Annotated in this window: 14 protein-coding genes; 8 read left to right on the forward strand and 6 right to left on the reverse strand. The window is 65.9% G+C overall.

The genetic code is table 11. From position 1 onward, the window contains the following. Window positions 1-2 precede the first annotated feature (2 nt). From DEBA_RS10830 to DEBA_RS10845, 4 genes are read left to right on the forward strand one after another with little or no spacing between them, the layout of a single operon-like run. Entirely contained in the window at window positions 3-824 is an 822-nt protein-coding gene (locus DEBA_RS10830) for a sulfotransferase family protein (RefSeq protein ID WP_013258975.1), read from the forward strand. Continuing rightward, window positions 821-2,029, forward strand: a complete 1,209-nt coding sequence (locus tag DEBA_RS10835; protein ID WP_013258976.1) for a DegT/DnrJ/EryC1/StrS family aminotransferase — start codon at window positions 821-823, stop codon at window positions 2,027-2,029. The genes DEBA_RS10830 and DEBA_RS10835 overlap by 4 nt, the downstream gene beginning before the upstream one ends. Beyond that, window positions 2,026-3,249, forward strand: coding sequence for an aminotransferase class I/II-fold pyridoxal phosphate-dependent enzyme (locus DEBA_RS10840; RefSeq protein ID WP_013258977.1), 1,224 nt, complete (start codon window positions 2,026-2,028; stop codon window positions 3,247-3,249). The genes DEBA_RS10835 and DEBA_RS10840 overlap by 4 nt, the downstream gene beginning before the upstream one ends. Next, entirely contained in the window at window positions 3,246-3,953 is a 708-nt protein-coding gene (locus DEBA_RS10845) for a WbqC family protein (RefSeq protein WP_013258978.1), read from the forward strand. The genes DEBA_RS10840 and DEBA_RS10845 overlap by 4 nt, the downstream gene beginning before the upstream one ends. A 22-nt stretch (window positions 3,954-3,975) precedes the next feature. Here DEBA_RS10845 and DEBA_RS10850 read toward each other — a convergent pair whose 3' ends face one another. The 6 genes from DEBA_RS10850 to DEBA_RS10875 all read right to left on the reverse strand — a co-directional run bounded on the left by DEBA_RS10850 (window position 3,976) and on the right by DEBA_RS10875 (window position 9,047). After that, window positions 3,976-4,425, reverse strand: a complete 450-nt coding sequence (locus DEBA_RS10850; protein WP_013258979.1) for an iron-sulfur cluster assembly scaffold protein NifU — start codon at window positions 4,423-4,425, stop codon at window positions 3,976-3,978. A gap of 102 nt (window positions 4,426-4,527) precedes the next feature. Then, complete coding sequence (locus tag DEBA_RS10855) at window positions 4,528-5,403, reverse strand: ATP-binding protein (RefSeq protein ID WP_013258980.1); 876 nt, start codon at window positions 5,401-5,403, stop codon at window positions 4,528-4,530. Further along, window positions 5,400-6,266, reverse strand: a complete 867-nt coding sequence (locus DEBA_RS10860) for a P-loop NTPase (RefSeq protein WP_013258981.1) — start codon at window positions 6,264-6,266, stop codon at window positions 5,400-5,402. The genes DEBA_RS10855 and DEBA_RS10860 overlap by 4 nt, the downstream gene beginning before the upstream one ends. Next, complete coding sequence (locus DEBA_RS10865; RefSeq protein WP_013258982.1) at window positions 6,263-6,622, reverse strand: NifB/NifX family molybdenum-iron cluster-binding protein; 360 nt, start codon at window positions 6,620-6,622, stop codon at window positions 6,263-6,265. Before DEBA_RS10865 ends, DEBA_RS10860 begins: the two co-directional genes overlap by 4 nt. A 6-nt stretch (window positions 6,623-6,628) precedes the next feature. After that, a complete protein-coding gene (locus DEBA_RS10870) occupies window positions 6,629-7,468 on the reverse strand; it encodes an Mrp/NBP35 family ATP-binding protein (protein ID WP_013258983.1) in 840 nt (279 codons plus the stop codon). A gap of 202 nt (window positions 7,469-7,670) precedes the next feature. Further along, window positions 7,671-9,047: a sigma-54 interaction domain-containing protein gene (locus DEBA_RS10875; protein ID WP_013258984.1), complete on the reverse strand. Its 1,377-nt coding sequence runs from the start codon at window positions 9,045-9,047 to the stop codon at window positions 7,671-7,673. A gap of 165 nt (window positions 9,048-9,212) precedes the next feature. Between DEBA_RS10875 and DEBA_RS17125 the strand changes: the two genes are divergently transcribed. The 4 genes from DEBA_RS17125 to DEBA_RS10895 are packed head-to-tail and all read left to right on the forward strand — an operon-like array spanning window position 9,213 to window position 15,688. Further along, entirely contained in the window at window positions 9,213-9,863 is a 651-nt protein-coding gene (locus DEBA_RS17125; protein WP_013258985.1) for a TetR/AcrR family transcriptional regulator, read from the forward strand. Continuing rightward, complete coding sequence (locus DEBA_RS10885) at window positions 9,860-11,329, forward strand: efflux transporter outer membrane subunit (RefSeq protein ID WP_013258986.1); 1,470 nt, start codon at window positions 9,860-9,862, stop codon at window positions 11,327-11,329. Before DEBA_RS17125 ends, DEBA_RS10885 begins: the two co-directional genes overlap by 4 nt. After that, window positions 11,326-12,540 carry an efflux RND transporter periplasmic adaptor subunit gene (locus tag DEBA_RS10890; RefSeq protein ID WP_013258987.1) on the forward strand — a complete coding sequence of 405 codons (1,215 nt, stop codon included), beginning with the start codon at window positions 11,326-11,328 and terminating at the stop codon, window positions 12,538-12,540. The genes DEBA_RS10885 and DEBA_RS10890 overlap by 4 nt, the downstream gene beginning before the upstream one ends. Then, a complete protein-coding gene (locus DEBA_RS10895; RefSeq protein WP_013258988.1) occupies window positions 12,533-15,688 on the forward strand; it encodes an efflux RND transporter permease subunit in 3,156 nt (1,051 codons plus the stop codon). The genes DEBA_RS10890 and DEBA_RS10895 overlap by 8 nt, the downstream gene beginning before the upstream one ends. Window positions 15,689-15,813: the final 125 nt, after the last annotated feature.

Below are 15,813 nucleotides of genomic sequence, written 5' to 3' on the forward strand. Positions count from 1 at the left end.
AGATGTTCGATCGCATCATATGGATCAGCGGCATGCCGCGCTCCGGGACCAACTGGCTGGCCCAGATCATGGCCTCCAACCCCATGGTGCGGCTGAAGCTGTGCCCGCTGTTTTCCTATGAATTCAAAAACGCCATGGACTTGGACAGCAGCCCCGCCCAATGGGCCGAGTTTTTCACCAAAGTTTATCAAACGCCATCGGAATACATGGACCAGGACTATCTGCGCCGCGACGGGCTGGCGCCGCTCTTCCTGGAGCGCGAGCCAAACCCATCGGTGCTGGCGATCAAGTCAAACCGTTTTCATCATCTTAGCCGATCGATCCTGGAAAAGCACCCCGGCGTAACCTTCGTGGGCATCGTGCGGCACCCTTGCGCCACCATCCATTCGTGGCTGACCAACCCGCTGGAGTTCCCGGCCGATTGCCACCCGCGCCAACAGTGGCGTGACGGCGCTTGCCGCAAAACCGGGCCGGGTGAGTTCTGGGGCTTTGATGACTGGAAAAAAGTAACCGCCATGTTCCTGGACCTGGCCCAGCGTTTTCCGCAGCGTTTTTTATTGGTGCGCTACGAAAGCATCGTGTTCGACGCCCAGGGTCAGATCAAACAGCTCTTCGAGCGTCTGGGTTTGGGCTGGCCAGCGCAAACGCGGCGATTCCTGAAAGAATCCCAAAGCACGCACAATCCTCACAAGCGAGCAGTGCACAAAAATCCGGCCGTGGCCACCCGTTGGAAAACAGAAATGGACCCAGGCATGGTCAAAACCATCCTCGACGAATTGCGCGGAACGCCGTTGGAGTGTTTTTTGGGTCGGGAGAACCAGTGAAACGCCGTTTGGAAGACTTGGCCATTTTCGGCGGGCCGCGTTTGTTCGAAAGCTTTCGGCCCACCGGGCAGCTTTCGCTGCCCGATTCGCGCGTTTTTTTCAAGCACGCGCGGACGATCTTCGATCAACGCCGCCTGACCAACAACGGCCCCTTGGTGCGCATGCTCGAAGAACGCCTGGCCCTGCTGCACCAGAGCGCCCATTGCGTGAGCTTCTGCAACGCCTCGGTGGCCATTGTCTTGTTGCTGCGCCTGCTGGGCGGCGACGATGGCGGCAATGTCCTCATGCCAACTTTCACCTATCCCGGTCTGCCGCACATTGCCCTCTGGGCCGGCTTCAAGCCGGTTTTCTGCGACGTGGACCAACACACTCACGCCATCGATGTCGCCTCGGTGGCGGCCAACCTCACGCCGCGCAGCGTTGTGATCTTGGCCGTGCATCAGGTTCAGAGCCCGTGCCAAATAGACGAACTGACCACCCTGGCCCGACAACGCGGGGTAGCGTTGCTTTTTGACTCTGTCCACGGCCTGGGCTGCACCCATCGCGGCAAGCCCATCGGCGGCTTCGGCGCGGCCGAGGTCTTCAGCCTGCACGCCACCAAATTGCTCAACGGCTTCGAGGGCGGCTACGTCACCACCAACGACGACGCCTTGGCGGCGGAGTTGCGCTCGGCGCGCTCTTTTGGTTTTCAGGGCAAGGACAACGTGGTGCGCCTGGGCCTAAATGGCAAGCTCAACGAGATCCACGCCGCCCTGGCCTTGGCCGCCCTGGACGACCTGGAACAAACCATCCAGGCCAACCGCGCCCGTCACGAGGCCTATCGGCGCTTGTTCGCCGACCTGCCCGGCCTGAATATCCTGGAATACGCCACCAACGAACGACACAACTACGAACTGACCATCTTTGAGATGACGACCGCCTGGCCCCTGAGCCGCGACGACACCCTGCGCCTCCTGAACGCCGAGAACGCCCTGGCTCGGCCCTATTACAGCCCGCCCCTGCACCACTCGGAGCACTGCCCGCCAGGCTGCGGCGACGTTTCGCTGCCCGTGGCCGAGGCCCTGGCCACGCGGTTTATCCAGATGCCGGTGGGCGATCTGGTATCGCTGGCCGACATCGAGGCCCTGGCCGAGCTGATGACCTTCGTGGGGGCCAACGGCCCGACCGTGGCCGCGCGCCTGGCCCGCGACGGGAGGCCATCATGAAAACACGGGCCAGCGACCTGGCCATCCTCGGCGGCCAGCCGACCTTTGCCCAGCCCTTACACGTGGGTCAGTTGAATTTGCCCGACTGGCCACGTTTTCAGCAGGCCTTCGAGGAACTATTCCGCCGTCGCTGGTTCACCAACCACGGCCCGCTGGTGCGCCAGTTGGAGCAACGCCTGGCCGAGTTTCTGGACGTGCGCCACGTGGTCTGCATGACCAACGGCACCTTGGCCCTGATGGTGGCGCTGCAAGCGCTGGATCTGCGCGGTCGAGTCATCGCGCCGGCCTTCACCTTCCCGGCCACGGTCCAGGCTCTGACCTGGGCCGGTCTGGAGCCGCTGTTCTGCGACGTGGACGAAAAGCGTCACGTCATCACCGCCGATCTGGCCCGGCCGCTGATCGAAGACGGCGTCTCGGCCATCCTGGGCGTGCATTTGTGGGGCCGACCCTGCGACCCCGAGGCCTTGGCCGATTTGGCCCAGCGGCACGGCCTGGCCTTGCTTTTCGACGCGGCCCACGCCTTTGGCTGCGCCCATAATGGCAGGCTGATCGGCGGTCTGGGCCGGGTGGAGATCTTTTCCTTCCACGCCACCAAGGTGTTGAACGCCGCCGAGGGCGGCTGCGCCACCACCGACGACGACGAAATGGCCGCCCGGCTGCGCACGGTGCGCAATTTTCACAACCAAGAGACCTTCGCCAGGGTGGGGGCGCGCATCAACGCCAAGATGTCCGAGGCCCAGGCGGCCATGGCCCTGCTGAGCCTGGAGGATTACCCTAGAAACGCCCAGGCCAACCAGCGCGCCCTGGATGCCTACGCCCATGGCCTAGCCGGCCTGCCCGGCCTGGAATTGCTGGACCCTAACCTGCCCCAGGCCCACAACCGGCAATTCGTGGTGCTGGATGTGGACGCCCAGCAAGCCGGGCTTTCGCGCGACGAACTGACCGCCGCCTTGGAGGCCGAAAACGTGCTGGCGCGGCGCTACTTCATGCCTGGCATCCACCGTTCGCCGCCCTACAACCGGCTCTACCCCCACTTCGTGGAAGGTCTGCCCGTCACCGATCGTCTATCGGCGCGCCTGATGCAATTGCCCTCGGGCCAAGCCGTGGCCGAGCACGACATCGCCACGGTCTGCGCTCTGACGCGGACCATCCTGGAACACGCCCCGCAAGTGTCCAGGCGTCTGCGCGCCTACCAGGCCAAGGGTTGCGAACGACCATGAAGCTGGGCGTGATGCAGCCGTATTTTTTCCCGCATCTGGGCTACTTCGACCTGATCCGGCGGGTGGACCGCTTCGTGCTCTTTGACACGGCCCAGTTCACCCCCAAAAGCTGGATGACCCGCAACCGCATCCTGCACCCCGCCAGCGGCTGGCAATACATCCTACTGCCCGTGGCCCAGCACCCGCGCTTTGCCGCCATCAGCCAGATCAGGGCCAAAGACCCCGAGGCGGCCATGCGGCGCATTCTGGGCCAGCTGGGCCACTATCGCAAACGCGCGCCCCATTACGCGGCCGTCACGCGCATCGTTGAGGACGCCTTCGCCACGGCCCGCTCCGACAGCCTCACCGACATCAACGCCGCCGGCCTGGCCCGCGTCTGCCAGGAACTGGGTCTGCCCTTCCAGATCGAAATATGCTCGGAACTGGGCCTGAACCTGCCGCCCGTGGAGCATCCCGGCGGCTGGGCCCTGGAGATCAGCGCCGCCCTGGGCGCCAGCGAATACATCAACCCACCCGGCGGCAGGGAGCTCTTCCGGCCCGAGGAATTCGCCGCCCGTGGCGTGGGCCTCGGCTTCACCCAGACCCCGGACTTCAGCTATCCTTGCCCGCCCTACGCCTTCGAGCCCCAGCTTTCGATCCTCGACGTGCTGATGTGGCGCTCGCCGGCCCAGATCAGGGCCGACCTGGCGGCGGCTCAGGGTTGAGCGCCCCCAGTCGGGGCCGCGCTCACTTGGCGTAGGGGCGTTTCCAGGGCTCGCTTCTTTTTTTCAAGTAATCGCGGATGGCGGCCTTGAGGGTGGCGGCGGCCAGGACGGCGCAGTGGCGGTGGTCTTTATGCAGGCCGCCCAACAGGCCCTCGATGCGCTCGGCGTCGATCTCGGCGGCCTCGCGCAGGGACGCGCCCTTGGCCAGGCTGGTCACGGCGCTGCCGCAGGCCACGGTGTTGAGGCAGCCTTCGGGCATGAAGCGAGCGTCGGTGATCAGGTCGTCATCGATGCGCAAAAACAGCTCGATATAGTCGCCGCACGCGCCCTTGGGCATGGCGTGGCCGTCGGGGTTGGGCAGCATGCCCACGTTTTGCGGGGTGAGGGCGTGGGCGTAGAACTCGTCGCTGAGGCCGGCTTCCCGGGCCTCTTGCAGGTCGTGCTCGACATCGTGGGTGTGGTGTTGTTCCACGTGGTCATCTCCGGTTGAACATTGAGCCCCACGTTTTGGGGCCGCCGACGAGGCAATGATACCACGCGGCGGCCCCTGGGCAACGGCGACGTTGGCTCTGGTTCAGGCCATGGCCGCGCCCAGCTTTTCCCACAGGCCGGCCATTTCGCGGGAGGTCGGCCCGTTGGGATCATGTTCGACGATGGTCAGCCCCCGCGAGGCCGCCTCGACCACCTGCGGGTCGAAGGGCAGCCGGCCCAGGCACTCCAGGCCGCGCTCCGCGCAGTGCTCCTCAATGGCCACGGCCATGTCGGGGTTCAAGTCGGCCTTGTTGACGACGACCTTGGCCATAACCTTGAAGTGGGCGCAAAGCTCCAGCACGCGGCCCAGATCGTGCAGGCCGCTGGGCGTGGGCTCAGTGACGCACAGGGCCAGGTTACAGCCCGAAAGCGAGCTGATCACCGGGCAACCCACGCCGGGCGAGCCATCGGCGATGATCAGCTCCAGGCCCCGTTCCTGGGCCAGTTGACGGGCCTGATCGCGCAGCAGGCTGATCAGCCGGCCCGAGTTCTCGGCCCCCGGATGCAGAAGGGCGTGGACCATGGGCCCCAACCTGGTGTCGCTGAGATGCCAGTTGCCGCAGTCGCGGGGCGGGAAGTCGATGGCCTGGGCCGGGCACATGGCCACGCAGAGTTTACAGCCTTCACAGGCGCTTTCGTCGATGACGGCCAGGCCGCCCTCGTCCAGGCGCGCCGCGCCAAAGGCGCAAAGCTCGGCGCAGAGCCCGCAGCCCGTGCAATCCCCGCGGCGCGTCACGGCCAGGTTGCCCGAGATGAACGGTTCGGTGCGCCACGGTTTGGGCTGAAGCAACAGATGCATGTCCGGCGCGTCCACGTCCAGATCCAGCAACACTTTGGGCCCGGCCAACGCCGCCAGCCCGGCGGTGATGGATGTCTTGCCCGCGCCGCCCTTGCCGCTGATGACCAGAAGCTCTTTCATCTGGCCCCTCCCTTGGCAAGCTGGCCCACGAACCAGTCGAAGATCCTGACCAGCCTGGGCCCCCACTGGGGAGCCGCGGCCTCCAGGCGCTGGCCTCGGCTATAGCCCTCGGCGATGGCCCGATCAAAGGGGATGCGCGCCAGCACCGGCAGGTCTTTTTTGGCGCAAAAGGCGCTGACGCGGTCTTGGCCCAGGCCGTGGCGATTGATGATGACAGCCATGGGTTTGTTCATGGGCTCCATGGCCTCCACGGCCAGTTGCAGGTCGTAGAGGCCAAAGGGCGTGGGTTCGCTGACCAGGAGAATGGCGTCGGCCTGGCGGGTGGCCGTCATGGCCGGACACGACGTGCCCGGCGGGGCGTCGATGACCGTCTGAACCGGCGGTTGGACGGCGGCCATGACCCGCTTCATCAGCGGCGGACTCATGGCCTCGCCCACGCGCAGCAGCCCCGAGGCCAGCGCCAGGCCCGGCGCGTCGTTGGCCCGGCCCAGACGCACCAAACCCAGCTCACGCCGGCCCTGGGCAATGCATTTTTCCGGGCAGATCGTCCAACAGCCGCCGCAGCCGTGGCACATGGGGTCGAAGGTGACAATGGCCTGGCCCAGCACGGCGATGGCCTTGAACTGGCACAAGTCGCTACAGGCCCCGCAACGGGTGCAACGATCCTCGTCGACCAGCGGCACGGGCATGTGCTCGACATGTTCTTCGTCCCAGGTCATGTCGAAGAACAGATGGGCGTTGGGTTCTTCGACGTCCAGGTCCACCAGCAGGCTGGGCCCGCGAGCGGCCAGGGCGGCGGCCAGGGCGGCGCTGACGGTGGTCTTACCCGTGCCGCCCTTGCCCGAGGCGACGGCCAGGATCACCAGCCGCCTCCCATTGGTTCGGCGGAGACCTTCAGCCGGCCCTCGATGAAGGCCTTGACGGCCTCGCCCACCGAGCCGGTGGCCTCCTGGACCACATCCAGCCCGGCCGCCCGCAGGGCCTGCCAGGCCTTGGGGCCGACAATGCCGCTGATCACCGTCTTGGCCCCGGACTTGGCCACCATCTCGGCGGCCTGGATGCCCGCGCCCTGGCCCATGCCCCTGGCCTGGGAGTTGCTGAGCACGTCAAAGCGCATGGTGGCTGGATCGATGACCAGAAAATTGGCCGCCCGCCCGAAACGCGGATCGACCAGGCTCTCCAGGCTGTCGCCTTGGCTGCTGACGGCGATCTTACTCATTTGCCGCTATCTCCTTTCGGCCGTGCGCTTCAAAACGCCGGCCACCATTTGTTGATAGGCCGGGCCGGAGCCCGTGTCGTCTAGCATCAGCTTGAGCGGCCGACCCTGGTCGGCGGCCTGGATGATGCGCGGGTCAATGGGCAGTCTGGCCAGAATGTCCAGGCCCAGATTTTTGGCCATGGCCTCGCCGCCGCCCTGGCCGAACAGCTCGACCTCCTTGCCGCAGTGGGGGCAGACTAGGCCACTCATGTTTTCGACCACGCCGATGACCGGCAGTTCCACCTGGCGGCAGAAATCCAGGGACTTGCGCACGTCGGCCAGGGCTATCTCCTGGGGCGTGGTCACCACCAGGGCGTAGGCCCCCTCGACGGTCTGGGCCACGGTCAGGGGCACGTCGCCGGTGCCCGGAGGGGAGTCGATGACCAGGAAGTCCAGGTGATCCCACATCACGTCGCCGATAAACTGCTTGACCACGCCGATCTTGAGCGGGCCGCGCCAGATCACCGACGACTCGCGGTTGGGCATCAGCGATTCGATGCTGATCACGCGCAGGTTGCTGTTGTAGACCACCGGCAGGATGCGCTGCTCGTCCTCTTGCACCACGGCGTGGCTGGACAACCCCAGCATGCGGGGGATCGACGGCCCGTGGAGGTCGACGTCCAACAGGCCCACCTTGTAGCCCTTGTCGGCCAGGCCCAGGGCCAGATAGGCCGCCACGGTGGATTTGCCCACGCCGCCCTTGCCGCTCATGACCACGACCTTGAAGCGGATATCGGCCAGCGCCCTGGCCACTCTTTCATCCACGGGCTGGACGCCCGAGGTCGCGCAATCGTTGTTTTGTGTCATGCCAAGTCAATCCTTGTTCAGCCGGGCCCGATGTGGGCCGTGGCGGTTATTTTGGAGCGCGGGCCTTTGCCTGGCCCGCAGGGTGAACTTACAACCTTCGTGCCAAATTTTCAAATTGGCGAGTTAGCGTGATAAATTGGCAATTTATCATGATCGCCGCCTCGAGGGCACACCCGTGTATTTCATAATGAAACGTGCACCATTACAAAATGCGTTGCTTTTTGAAATGGTCTTCCAGCCCGAAGCGCTTCATCTTGCGCCACAACGTCGTCGTCGAGACGCCCAGCGCCGCCGCCGCCTTGGCCCGATGGCCGCCATGGGCCTCCAAGGCCATGATCAGCGCCTGACGCTCGCGCTGGGCCAGATCCAACGTGGCCGAACCGTTGGCCTCGGCCGGGCGCGCGGCCCCATGCAGGCGCCGCAAAGACTCGGGCAGGTGACGCGGCTCGATGGTTCCGCCGCGGGCCAAGACCACCGCGTGCTCCAGGGCGTTTTCCAGCTCGCGCACGTTGCCCGGCCATTGATGGTCCAAAAGCAGGGCCATGGCCGACTCGGAAAGGCGCGCCGGCGACTCGCAGCGCTCGGCGGCCAGCCGCTCCAGGAAATGCCCGGCCAGCAGGGGGATGTCCTCGCGGCGCTGGCGCAGGGGCGGCAGGCGCAGTTGCAAGACGTTGAGCCGATAGTATAAATCCGACCGGAACCGGCCGGCGGCCACCTCGGCCTCCAGGTCGCGGTTGGTGGCCGCCACCACCCGCGCCCGCACGCGGATGGCCAGGTCCGCGCCCAGGGGCGTGATCTCGCCCCGATCCAGGGCGCGCAGCAGCTTGGCCTGCACGGCCAGGGGCAGTTCGCCGATCTCGTCCAAAAAAAGCGTGCCGCCATCGGCGGCGGCGAAACGCCCCACGCGCTGGCGTTGGGCCCCGGTGAAGGCCCCGCGCAGATGGCCAAACAACTCGCTCTCCACCAACGCCTCGGGGATAGCCCCGCAGTTGACGGCCACGAAAGGCCCTTCGTGGCAGTCGGAAAGATCGTGCAGGGCCCGGGCCACCAGTTCCTTGCCCGTGCCGCTCTCGCCGCTGATCAACACCGAGGCCCGGCTGGCGGCCACATCGGGCAGCACGGCAAACAGACGGGTCATGGCCGCGCTCTTGCCCTTGATGTCGCAGAAGGTGTAGGCCGCACTGATGCGCTTTTGCAGATGGCGTTCGGCGCTGATGTCGCGGAAGGTCTCGACCCCGCCCAGCAGGCGGCCCGTGGCGTCGCGCAGCACGGCCGTGCGGATGCGCGCCGGGATAATCCGGCCGTCGGCGGCGCGCAGTTCCACCTCCAGTTCGTCGGATGGATGGCCGGTTTGTATCGAGCGCCTCAGCGGACAGGCCGCTTGGCAAACGCTCGATCCCAGCACTTGATGGCACTTGCGTCCCAGGGCCTCGCTGGCCGACACGCCGGTGATCTGGGCCGCGGCTCGGTTGAAGCTGGTGATGATCAGGTCTTGATCGACGGTGAAAACGCCCTCGGCGATGGCGTCGAGGATCAAGCCAGTCAGGTCTGGATGGGGCGCTGGGCCGTGGCCACTCATGATTCGGGCTCCCCTTGGCGCTGGTTTTCGCGGGTGTATGGCAATAATACCACCCCTTGGGCGATGTTTCGCCTCCCGCCCAAAAGACGCAAAATGTCACACACGCCCCGTTGCGAATGTAACGACCGTTTGTTACACTCGTTTGAAACAAACGTGAGGTTTTGCATGAGCGCCAATGTCAACCAGCCAGACCCGACCCGTGAACGCCTGCTTTTGGAGGCCGAACGCCTTTTCGCCACCAAAGGTTACGCCGCCGTGAGCGTGCGCCAGATCACCGCCGCCGCCGAGACCAACAGCGCGGCGATAAATTATCATTTCGGCGGCAAAAAAAATCTCTATCTGGAGGTTTTCCGCCAGCGCTGGCTGCCCCGGGCCCACAGCACCATGGCCAAAATCACGCCCCTGCTGGAGGCCGACGACTTGAGCGTCGAAAAGGTTATCCGCACGGCGATCGACGTCCTGTGGAAGGGCCCGCTGTCCCACGACAGCCAGGAGTTTTTCCTGCACGGCGCGTTGATCCACCGCGAACTGCACAACCGAACCGAGGCTTGGGACATCCTCGTCGAGGAGGCGATCGTGCCCTTTTACGACCTGCTCTATCGCATTTTTCTGCGCATCGACCCCACCGTGCAAAAGGCCAAGGTCATGCTCAACTGCATGAGCATGTTCAGCCAGCTGGTGTTTTTCTCGCACGCCCGGCCCATCGCCCAACAGGTCATGGGCCAGCCGCCGCCCGAGGACGTGGAGGCGATATTGGCCGATCATATCACCGCGTTCTGTTTGCACGGCATGAATCAAACGGGAGATCAACCATGACGGGCGTATTGCCCAAAACGCTGGCCCTGGCCGGGGCGCTGGTGGTGCTCGGTTTAAACGCCGGCTGCATGAAGCTGGGCCCGGACTACCAACGGCCCGAACCGCCGGCCAAGATCCCGGCGGCCTACGACCAGGCCGCCAACCAAAGCGCCATCGCCATCGCCCAACCAGACCGCTGGTGGGAGGCCTTTGGCGACCCGGAGCTGAACCGGTTGGTCGAACTGGCCGTGGCCCGCAACCTCGATCTGGCCAAGGCCACGGCCAGGGTTCAGGAGTTGCAGGCCCTGTTCAGCCAGTCGCGGGCCGAGCGCTATCCCCAGATCAGCGCCAGCGGCACGGGCCAGCGCCAGCGGGCCAAGTCCATGAGCCTGGAGCAAGGCGGCATCTCGGTGGGGGCCGTCGAGACCGACAGCTACAACCTGGCCGTGGCCGCCTCCTACGAGGTCGACCTGTGGGGCCGCCTGGCCCGCCTGGAGCAGGCCGCCCGCGGCGACCTGCTGGCCGCCCAGGAGACCAGGCGCACCGTGGCCCAGACGGTCATCGCCTCGGTAGTCACCAGCCATCTGACCATCCAGACCCTGGAGCGCCGCCTGCAAGTGGCCCAAAGCAGCATCGAGGCCTACCAACGCAGCATGGAGTTCGTCGAGGGGCGCTATCGCCGTGGCCTGACCAGCGAACTGGCCCTGCGCCAGGCCCGCCGCGCCCTGGCCAACGCCAAGGCCGGCCTGCCCAGCCTGCGCCAGGATCTGGGCCAAGCCCAGCAGAACCTGGCCGTGCTGGTGGGGGCTTATCCAAAGGTCCAGCCGGCGCGAGCCCAGCCAGCCGATTACTTCAAGCAACTGCCGGCCGTGCCGGCGGGCCTGCCCTCGGAGCTGCTCTTGCGCCGGCCCGATCTGCGCGCGGCCGAGCACACCCTCCAGGCCCTCAGCGCGCGCATCGGCGCGGCCAAGGCCGCCCGCTTTCCCACCATCAGCCTGACCGCCCAGGGCGGCTACGCCAGCGATCAGTTGGAGAGCCTGATCCGCCCGGACAACGCCCTGTGGAACGCCGCCTTGGGCCTGACCGCGCCGCTTTTCGACGCCGGCCTGCGCCGCGCCAAGCAAGACGCCGCCCAAGCCCGCTACGACCAGGGCGTGGCCGATTGGGCCAAGCAGGTGCTCACGGCCTTTTCGGAGGTGGAGGGGGCCCTGCTCACCCGCCGCGAGCAGCTCACCCGCCGTGAACTGGTGCAAAAGGCCCTGGCCGAGGCCGTGGCCACCCAGGAGGCGGCCCAGCGCCGCTACATGCGCGGCCTCAGCGACTACCTGGATGTGCTGGAAGCCCAGTACACCCGCTACAACCTGGAAGACCAACTGGTCCTGACCGACTACGCCATCCTCAGCAACCGCGTCAGCCTGCATCGGGCCCTGGGCGGAGGCTGGGACGACATCAGCGCGGCCCCGGCGGCCGATGGAAGCAACTCATGAAAATAAAAAGCAAACGCGGATTGCATGTGACCATCGCCGCCGGCTGCCTGATCCTGGGCGTGCTGGGCATGATCGGCCTGATCGCCGCGCAAAAGCCCCTGGCCGAAAAGCCGCCCGAGGTCGTGGCGCCGTTGGTGCTGGTGCAAAAAGCCAACACCGGCCCGCATCGGGCGGTGGTCGAGGGCCAGGGCACGGTGGCGGCCCTGCGCAAAAGCACCCTGGCCGCCGAGATCATCGGCACGGTCGAGCGGGTCTCGCCCAACCTGTTGCCCGGCGGCATGTTCAAGCGCGGCGAGGTGTTGGCCGCCATTGAGCCCGAAGACTATCGGCTGGACGTGATCCTGCGCCAAAACGAGGTCGAGCAGGCCCAAAAAAACCTGCAACTGGCCCACGAGGAAGCCTCCGTGGCCCGCGAGGAATGGAAACGTCTGGGCCTGGCCAAGGGCGATCAACAGGAACCGCCGCCATTGGTGGCCAAGACGCCCCACCTGGAGGCCGCCCAAGCCGCCCTGGACGCGGCCCAGGCCAATCTGCGCAAGGCCCGGCTCAACCTGGAGCGCACCGCCATCCGCGCGCCCTTTGACGGCCGGGTGGTGACCAAAAACGTCGACGTGGGCCAATATCTGGCCAAGGGCAACCCCGTCGCCACGATCTTTTCCACCGAGGCGGCCGAGATCACCGTCAACCTCGACGACGCCGAGTTGGCCTGGATCGACGTGCCCGGCCTGACCACCAAGGGTGGCCAGGGCTCGCCGGCGCGAATAACGACCGATTTCGGCGGGCGGCGCATGGAGTGGCAAGGCCGCGTGGTGCGGGCCGAGGGCGAGTTGGACCCGCGCACGCGCATGGTCCCGGTGGTGGTGCGCGTCGAGAAGCCCTATGCCCACACGCCGCCCCTGGCCGTGGGCATGTTCGTCAATGTGGAGATCCTGGGCCGGATGATGGAAAACGTCACCGTAACCCCGCGCGGGGCCGTGCGCGAGGGCGGCGTGCTCTGGCTGGTCGACGATCAGGGCCGGCTGCGTTTCCACAAGGCGCGGGTGGCCCGTTACTTCGCCGACAAGGCCGTGCTCAGCCCCGGCCTGCCCCAGGGCGCGGCCATGGTCACCAGTAAGCTCGGCGTGGTCAGTGACGGCATGATCGTGCGCGTGGCCGCGCAAGGGCCAAAGGCCGCCCCCACCGCGCCGGCCGCGGAGAAGGCCCATGAATAAGGCCATCGCCTGGTTCGCCGAAAACCACGTGGCGGCCAACTTGATGATGTGGTTCGTGATCGTGGCCGGCTTGGTCACGGCCTTCAACATCAAGCTGGAGATCTTCCCCGAACAGAGCCTGGACATAGTCACCGTGACCGTGGAGTACCCCGGCGCCTCGCCGGCCGAGGTCGAGGAAGGCGTGGTGCGGCGCATCGAGGAAAAGATCGCCGGCGTCGAAGGCGTCAAGCGCATCGACTCGTCGGCCCGCGAAGGCATGGCCACCATCAAGATTGAGGTCATGCAGGGTTGGGAGGTCCAGAAGCTTTTGGACGACATCAAAAGCGAGGTCGACCGCATCACCACCCTGCCCAACGAGGCCGAAAAACCCACCATCAGCGAGGTGACACAGCGCACCGAGGTGATCTGGGTGGCCGTCCACGGCCACGCGCCCGAGGCCAGCATCAAAAAACTGGCCGAGGAGATCAAGGACGACTTGACCAACCTGCCCGGCATCACCCAGGCCGAGTTCATGGGCGTGCGCACGGGCCGCATCTACATCGAAGTCCCCGAGGAGGCGCTGCGGCGTTACGGCCTGACATTGAGCAAGGTCTCGCAATTGGTGGCCGAGCACGCCCTCGACCTGCCGGCCGGGGCCATCAAGACCAAGGCCGGCGAGGTGCTGGTGCGGGCCAAGGGCCGCAAATACACCGCCGCCGAATACCATGACGTGCCCATCCTGACCAACCCCGACGGCAGCAAGTTGACCCTGGGCCAGATCGCCCAGATCAAGGAAGGCTTCCAGGACGACGTGGAGAGCGAGTTCCGTTTTCAGGGCGAGCACGCGGCCATGGTCCGGGTCTACCGCGTGGCCGAGCAAAACGCTCTCGACGTGGCCAACACCGTCAAGGACTACGTGGCCCAAAAGCAGAGCGCGCTGCCGGCCGGCATTGGCGTCGACACCCTCTCCGACCGCTCCAAGATCCTCAAGGACCGCCTGGAGCTTTTGACCCGCAACATGCTCATGGGCCTGGTGCTGGTGGCGGTGTTGCTGGGCATGTTCTTGCAGCTGCGCCTGGCCTTTTGGGTGACGCTGGGCATCCCCGTGTCTTTCCTGGCGGCGATCTGGGCCCTGCCCTATTTTGACGTGTCCATCAACATGATCAGCCTGTTCGCCTTCATTTTGGTGCTGGGCATCGTCGTCGACGACGCCATCGTGGTGGGCGAGCACGTCTTCACCCTGCGCGAGCGGGGCTTGCCGCCGCTCCAGGCCGCCGTGGAGGGCGCCACGGCCATCGGCCGGCCGGTGGTCTTCAGCGTGCTGACCACCGTGGCCGCTTTCTGGCCGTTGGTGCAGGCCTCGGGCAGTCTGGGCAAGGTCATGCGCAACATCCCCATCGTGGTGATCCTGGTGCTGATGGCCTCGCTGGTCGAAAGCCTGTTCGTGCTGCCTTCGCACCTGGCCCACGCCAAGCTCAAAACCGGCCCCGAGGCCAAGGAAAAGCGCTCGGCCAGATTCTTGCGCTGGGTCATCGACGGGCCCTACAAAAAAACCCTGACCATCGGCCTGCGCTGGCGCTACGCGGTGGTGGCGGCGGGCGTGGGGCTGTTGCTTTTGGCGCTGGGCACGGTGGCTGGCGGCTGGATCAAGTTCACGCTCTTCCCAAAGGTCGAGTCGGACTTTTTGCAGGTGGCGGTGATCATGCCCACCGGCACGCCCGCCGCCGAGACCGTGGCCGTGGTGGCCAGGCTGGAGGAGGCCGTGCGCCAGACCCTGGCCGAGTTCGACGCCAAACGCCCCGAAGGGTCCAAGCCGCTGCTCAAATACAGCATGTCCTACATCGGCGGGCAGTTTTCCACCCGCCACGGCAGCGCGATCTCGGGTGAGGCCGGGGGCCATCTGGCCCAGATCTGGGTCGAGCTGATCGGGTCCGAGGAACGTGACGTGGGCGCTTTCGAGATCATCAACCGCTGGCGGCAAAAGGTCGGCCAACTGCCCGGCGTGGAGTCGCTGACTTTTTCGGCCGAGATGTTCAGCGCCGGCACGCCCGTGGAGCTGCACCTTTCGGCCCCCGACGAAGAGACGCTGATCCTGGCCTCCGAGGAGCTCAAGGCCAAACTGGCCACTTACAACGGTGTTTTCGACATCGACGACAGCTTCCTGCCGGGCAAGGCCGAGATGCAACTGGGCCTCAAGCCCTCGGCCAAGCCCCTGGGCCTGACGTTATCGGAGTTGGCCCGCCAGGTGCGGGCGGCCTTTTACGGGGCCGAGTCGCTGCGCCTGCAACGCGACCAGGACGAGGTGCGGGTGATGGTGCGCTACCCCGACAACGAGCGCCGCTCGCTGATCAACATCGAATCCATGCGCATCCGCCTGTCCGACGGCACGGAGGTTCCCTTCAGCCAGGTGGCCGAGGTGACGATGAAACAGGGCTACACCACCATCGAGCGGGCCCAGCGGCGACGGGTGATCAAGGTCTTTGCCGACGTGGACGAAAAAACGGCCAACGCCAGCGAGCTGCGGCGCTGGCTGGAAAAAGACGTCCTGCCCCAGCTCCAGGTCCAATTTCCCGGCCTGCGCTACACCACCGAGGGCGAGGGCCGCGAGGAGCAGGAATCCATTGCCGATCTGCAACGCAGCATGATCATCGCCCTGTTTGTGATCTACGCCCTGCTGGCCATCCCCTTCCGCTCGTTCAGCCAGCCGATCATCGTCATGGCGGCCATACCCTTCGGCCTGGTCGGGGCCATCGGCGGCCACTTGCTGATGGGCCTGGATCTGAGCATGCTGAGCCTATTTGGCATGGTCGGCCTGACGGGCGTGGTCGTCAACGACTCGCTGGTGCTGATCGATGCGGCCAACGGCCTGCGCGCCCAGGGCAAAAGCGCCTTGGAGGCCATCAGCGAGGCCGGGCCGCTGCGCTTCCGGGCGATCATCCTCACCTCGCTGACCACGTTCTTTGGCCTGGCCCCGATGATCGCCGAACGCAGCATGCAGGCCCAGTTCCTGGTGCCCATGGCCGTGAGCCTGGGCTTTGGCGTGATGTTCGCCACCTTCATCACCCTGCTGCTGATCCCCTGCGGCTACATGATCCTGGAAGACGCGCAAAACGGGCTCGCGCGGCTCAAACAGCGCCTGGGCCTGAGCCAGGCCGCCGACCAGCACTAGGCCCGCCCCAAGCCGCCCGCGGCCGGTTGACGACGCCCCGTCGCCGGTCGCGGGCCTTCACCAGCACGTTGGTCATGTTTTTCATGCACGAGCCCGTGAAATGCCTTACTATTTTTAATCATGCG

Source organism: Desulfarculus baarsii DSM 2075 (assembly GCF_000143965.1).
GTDB lineage: Bacteria > Desulfobacterota > Desulfarculia > Desulfarculales > Desulfarculaceae > Desulfarculus > Desulfarculus baarsii.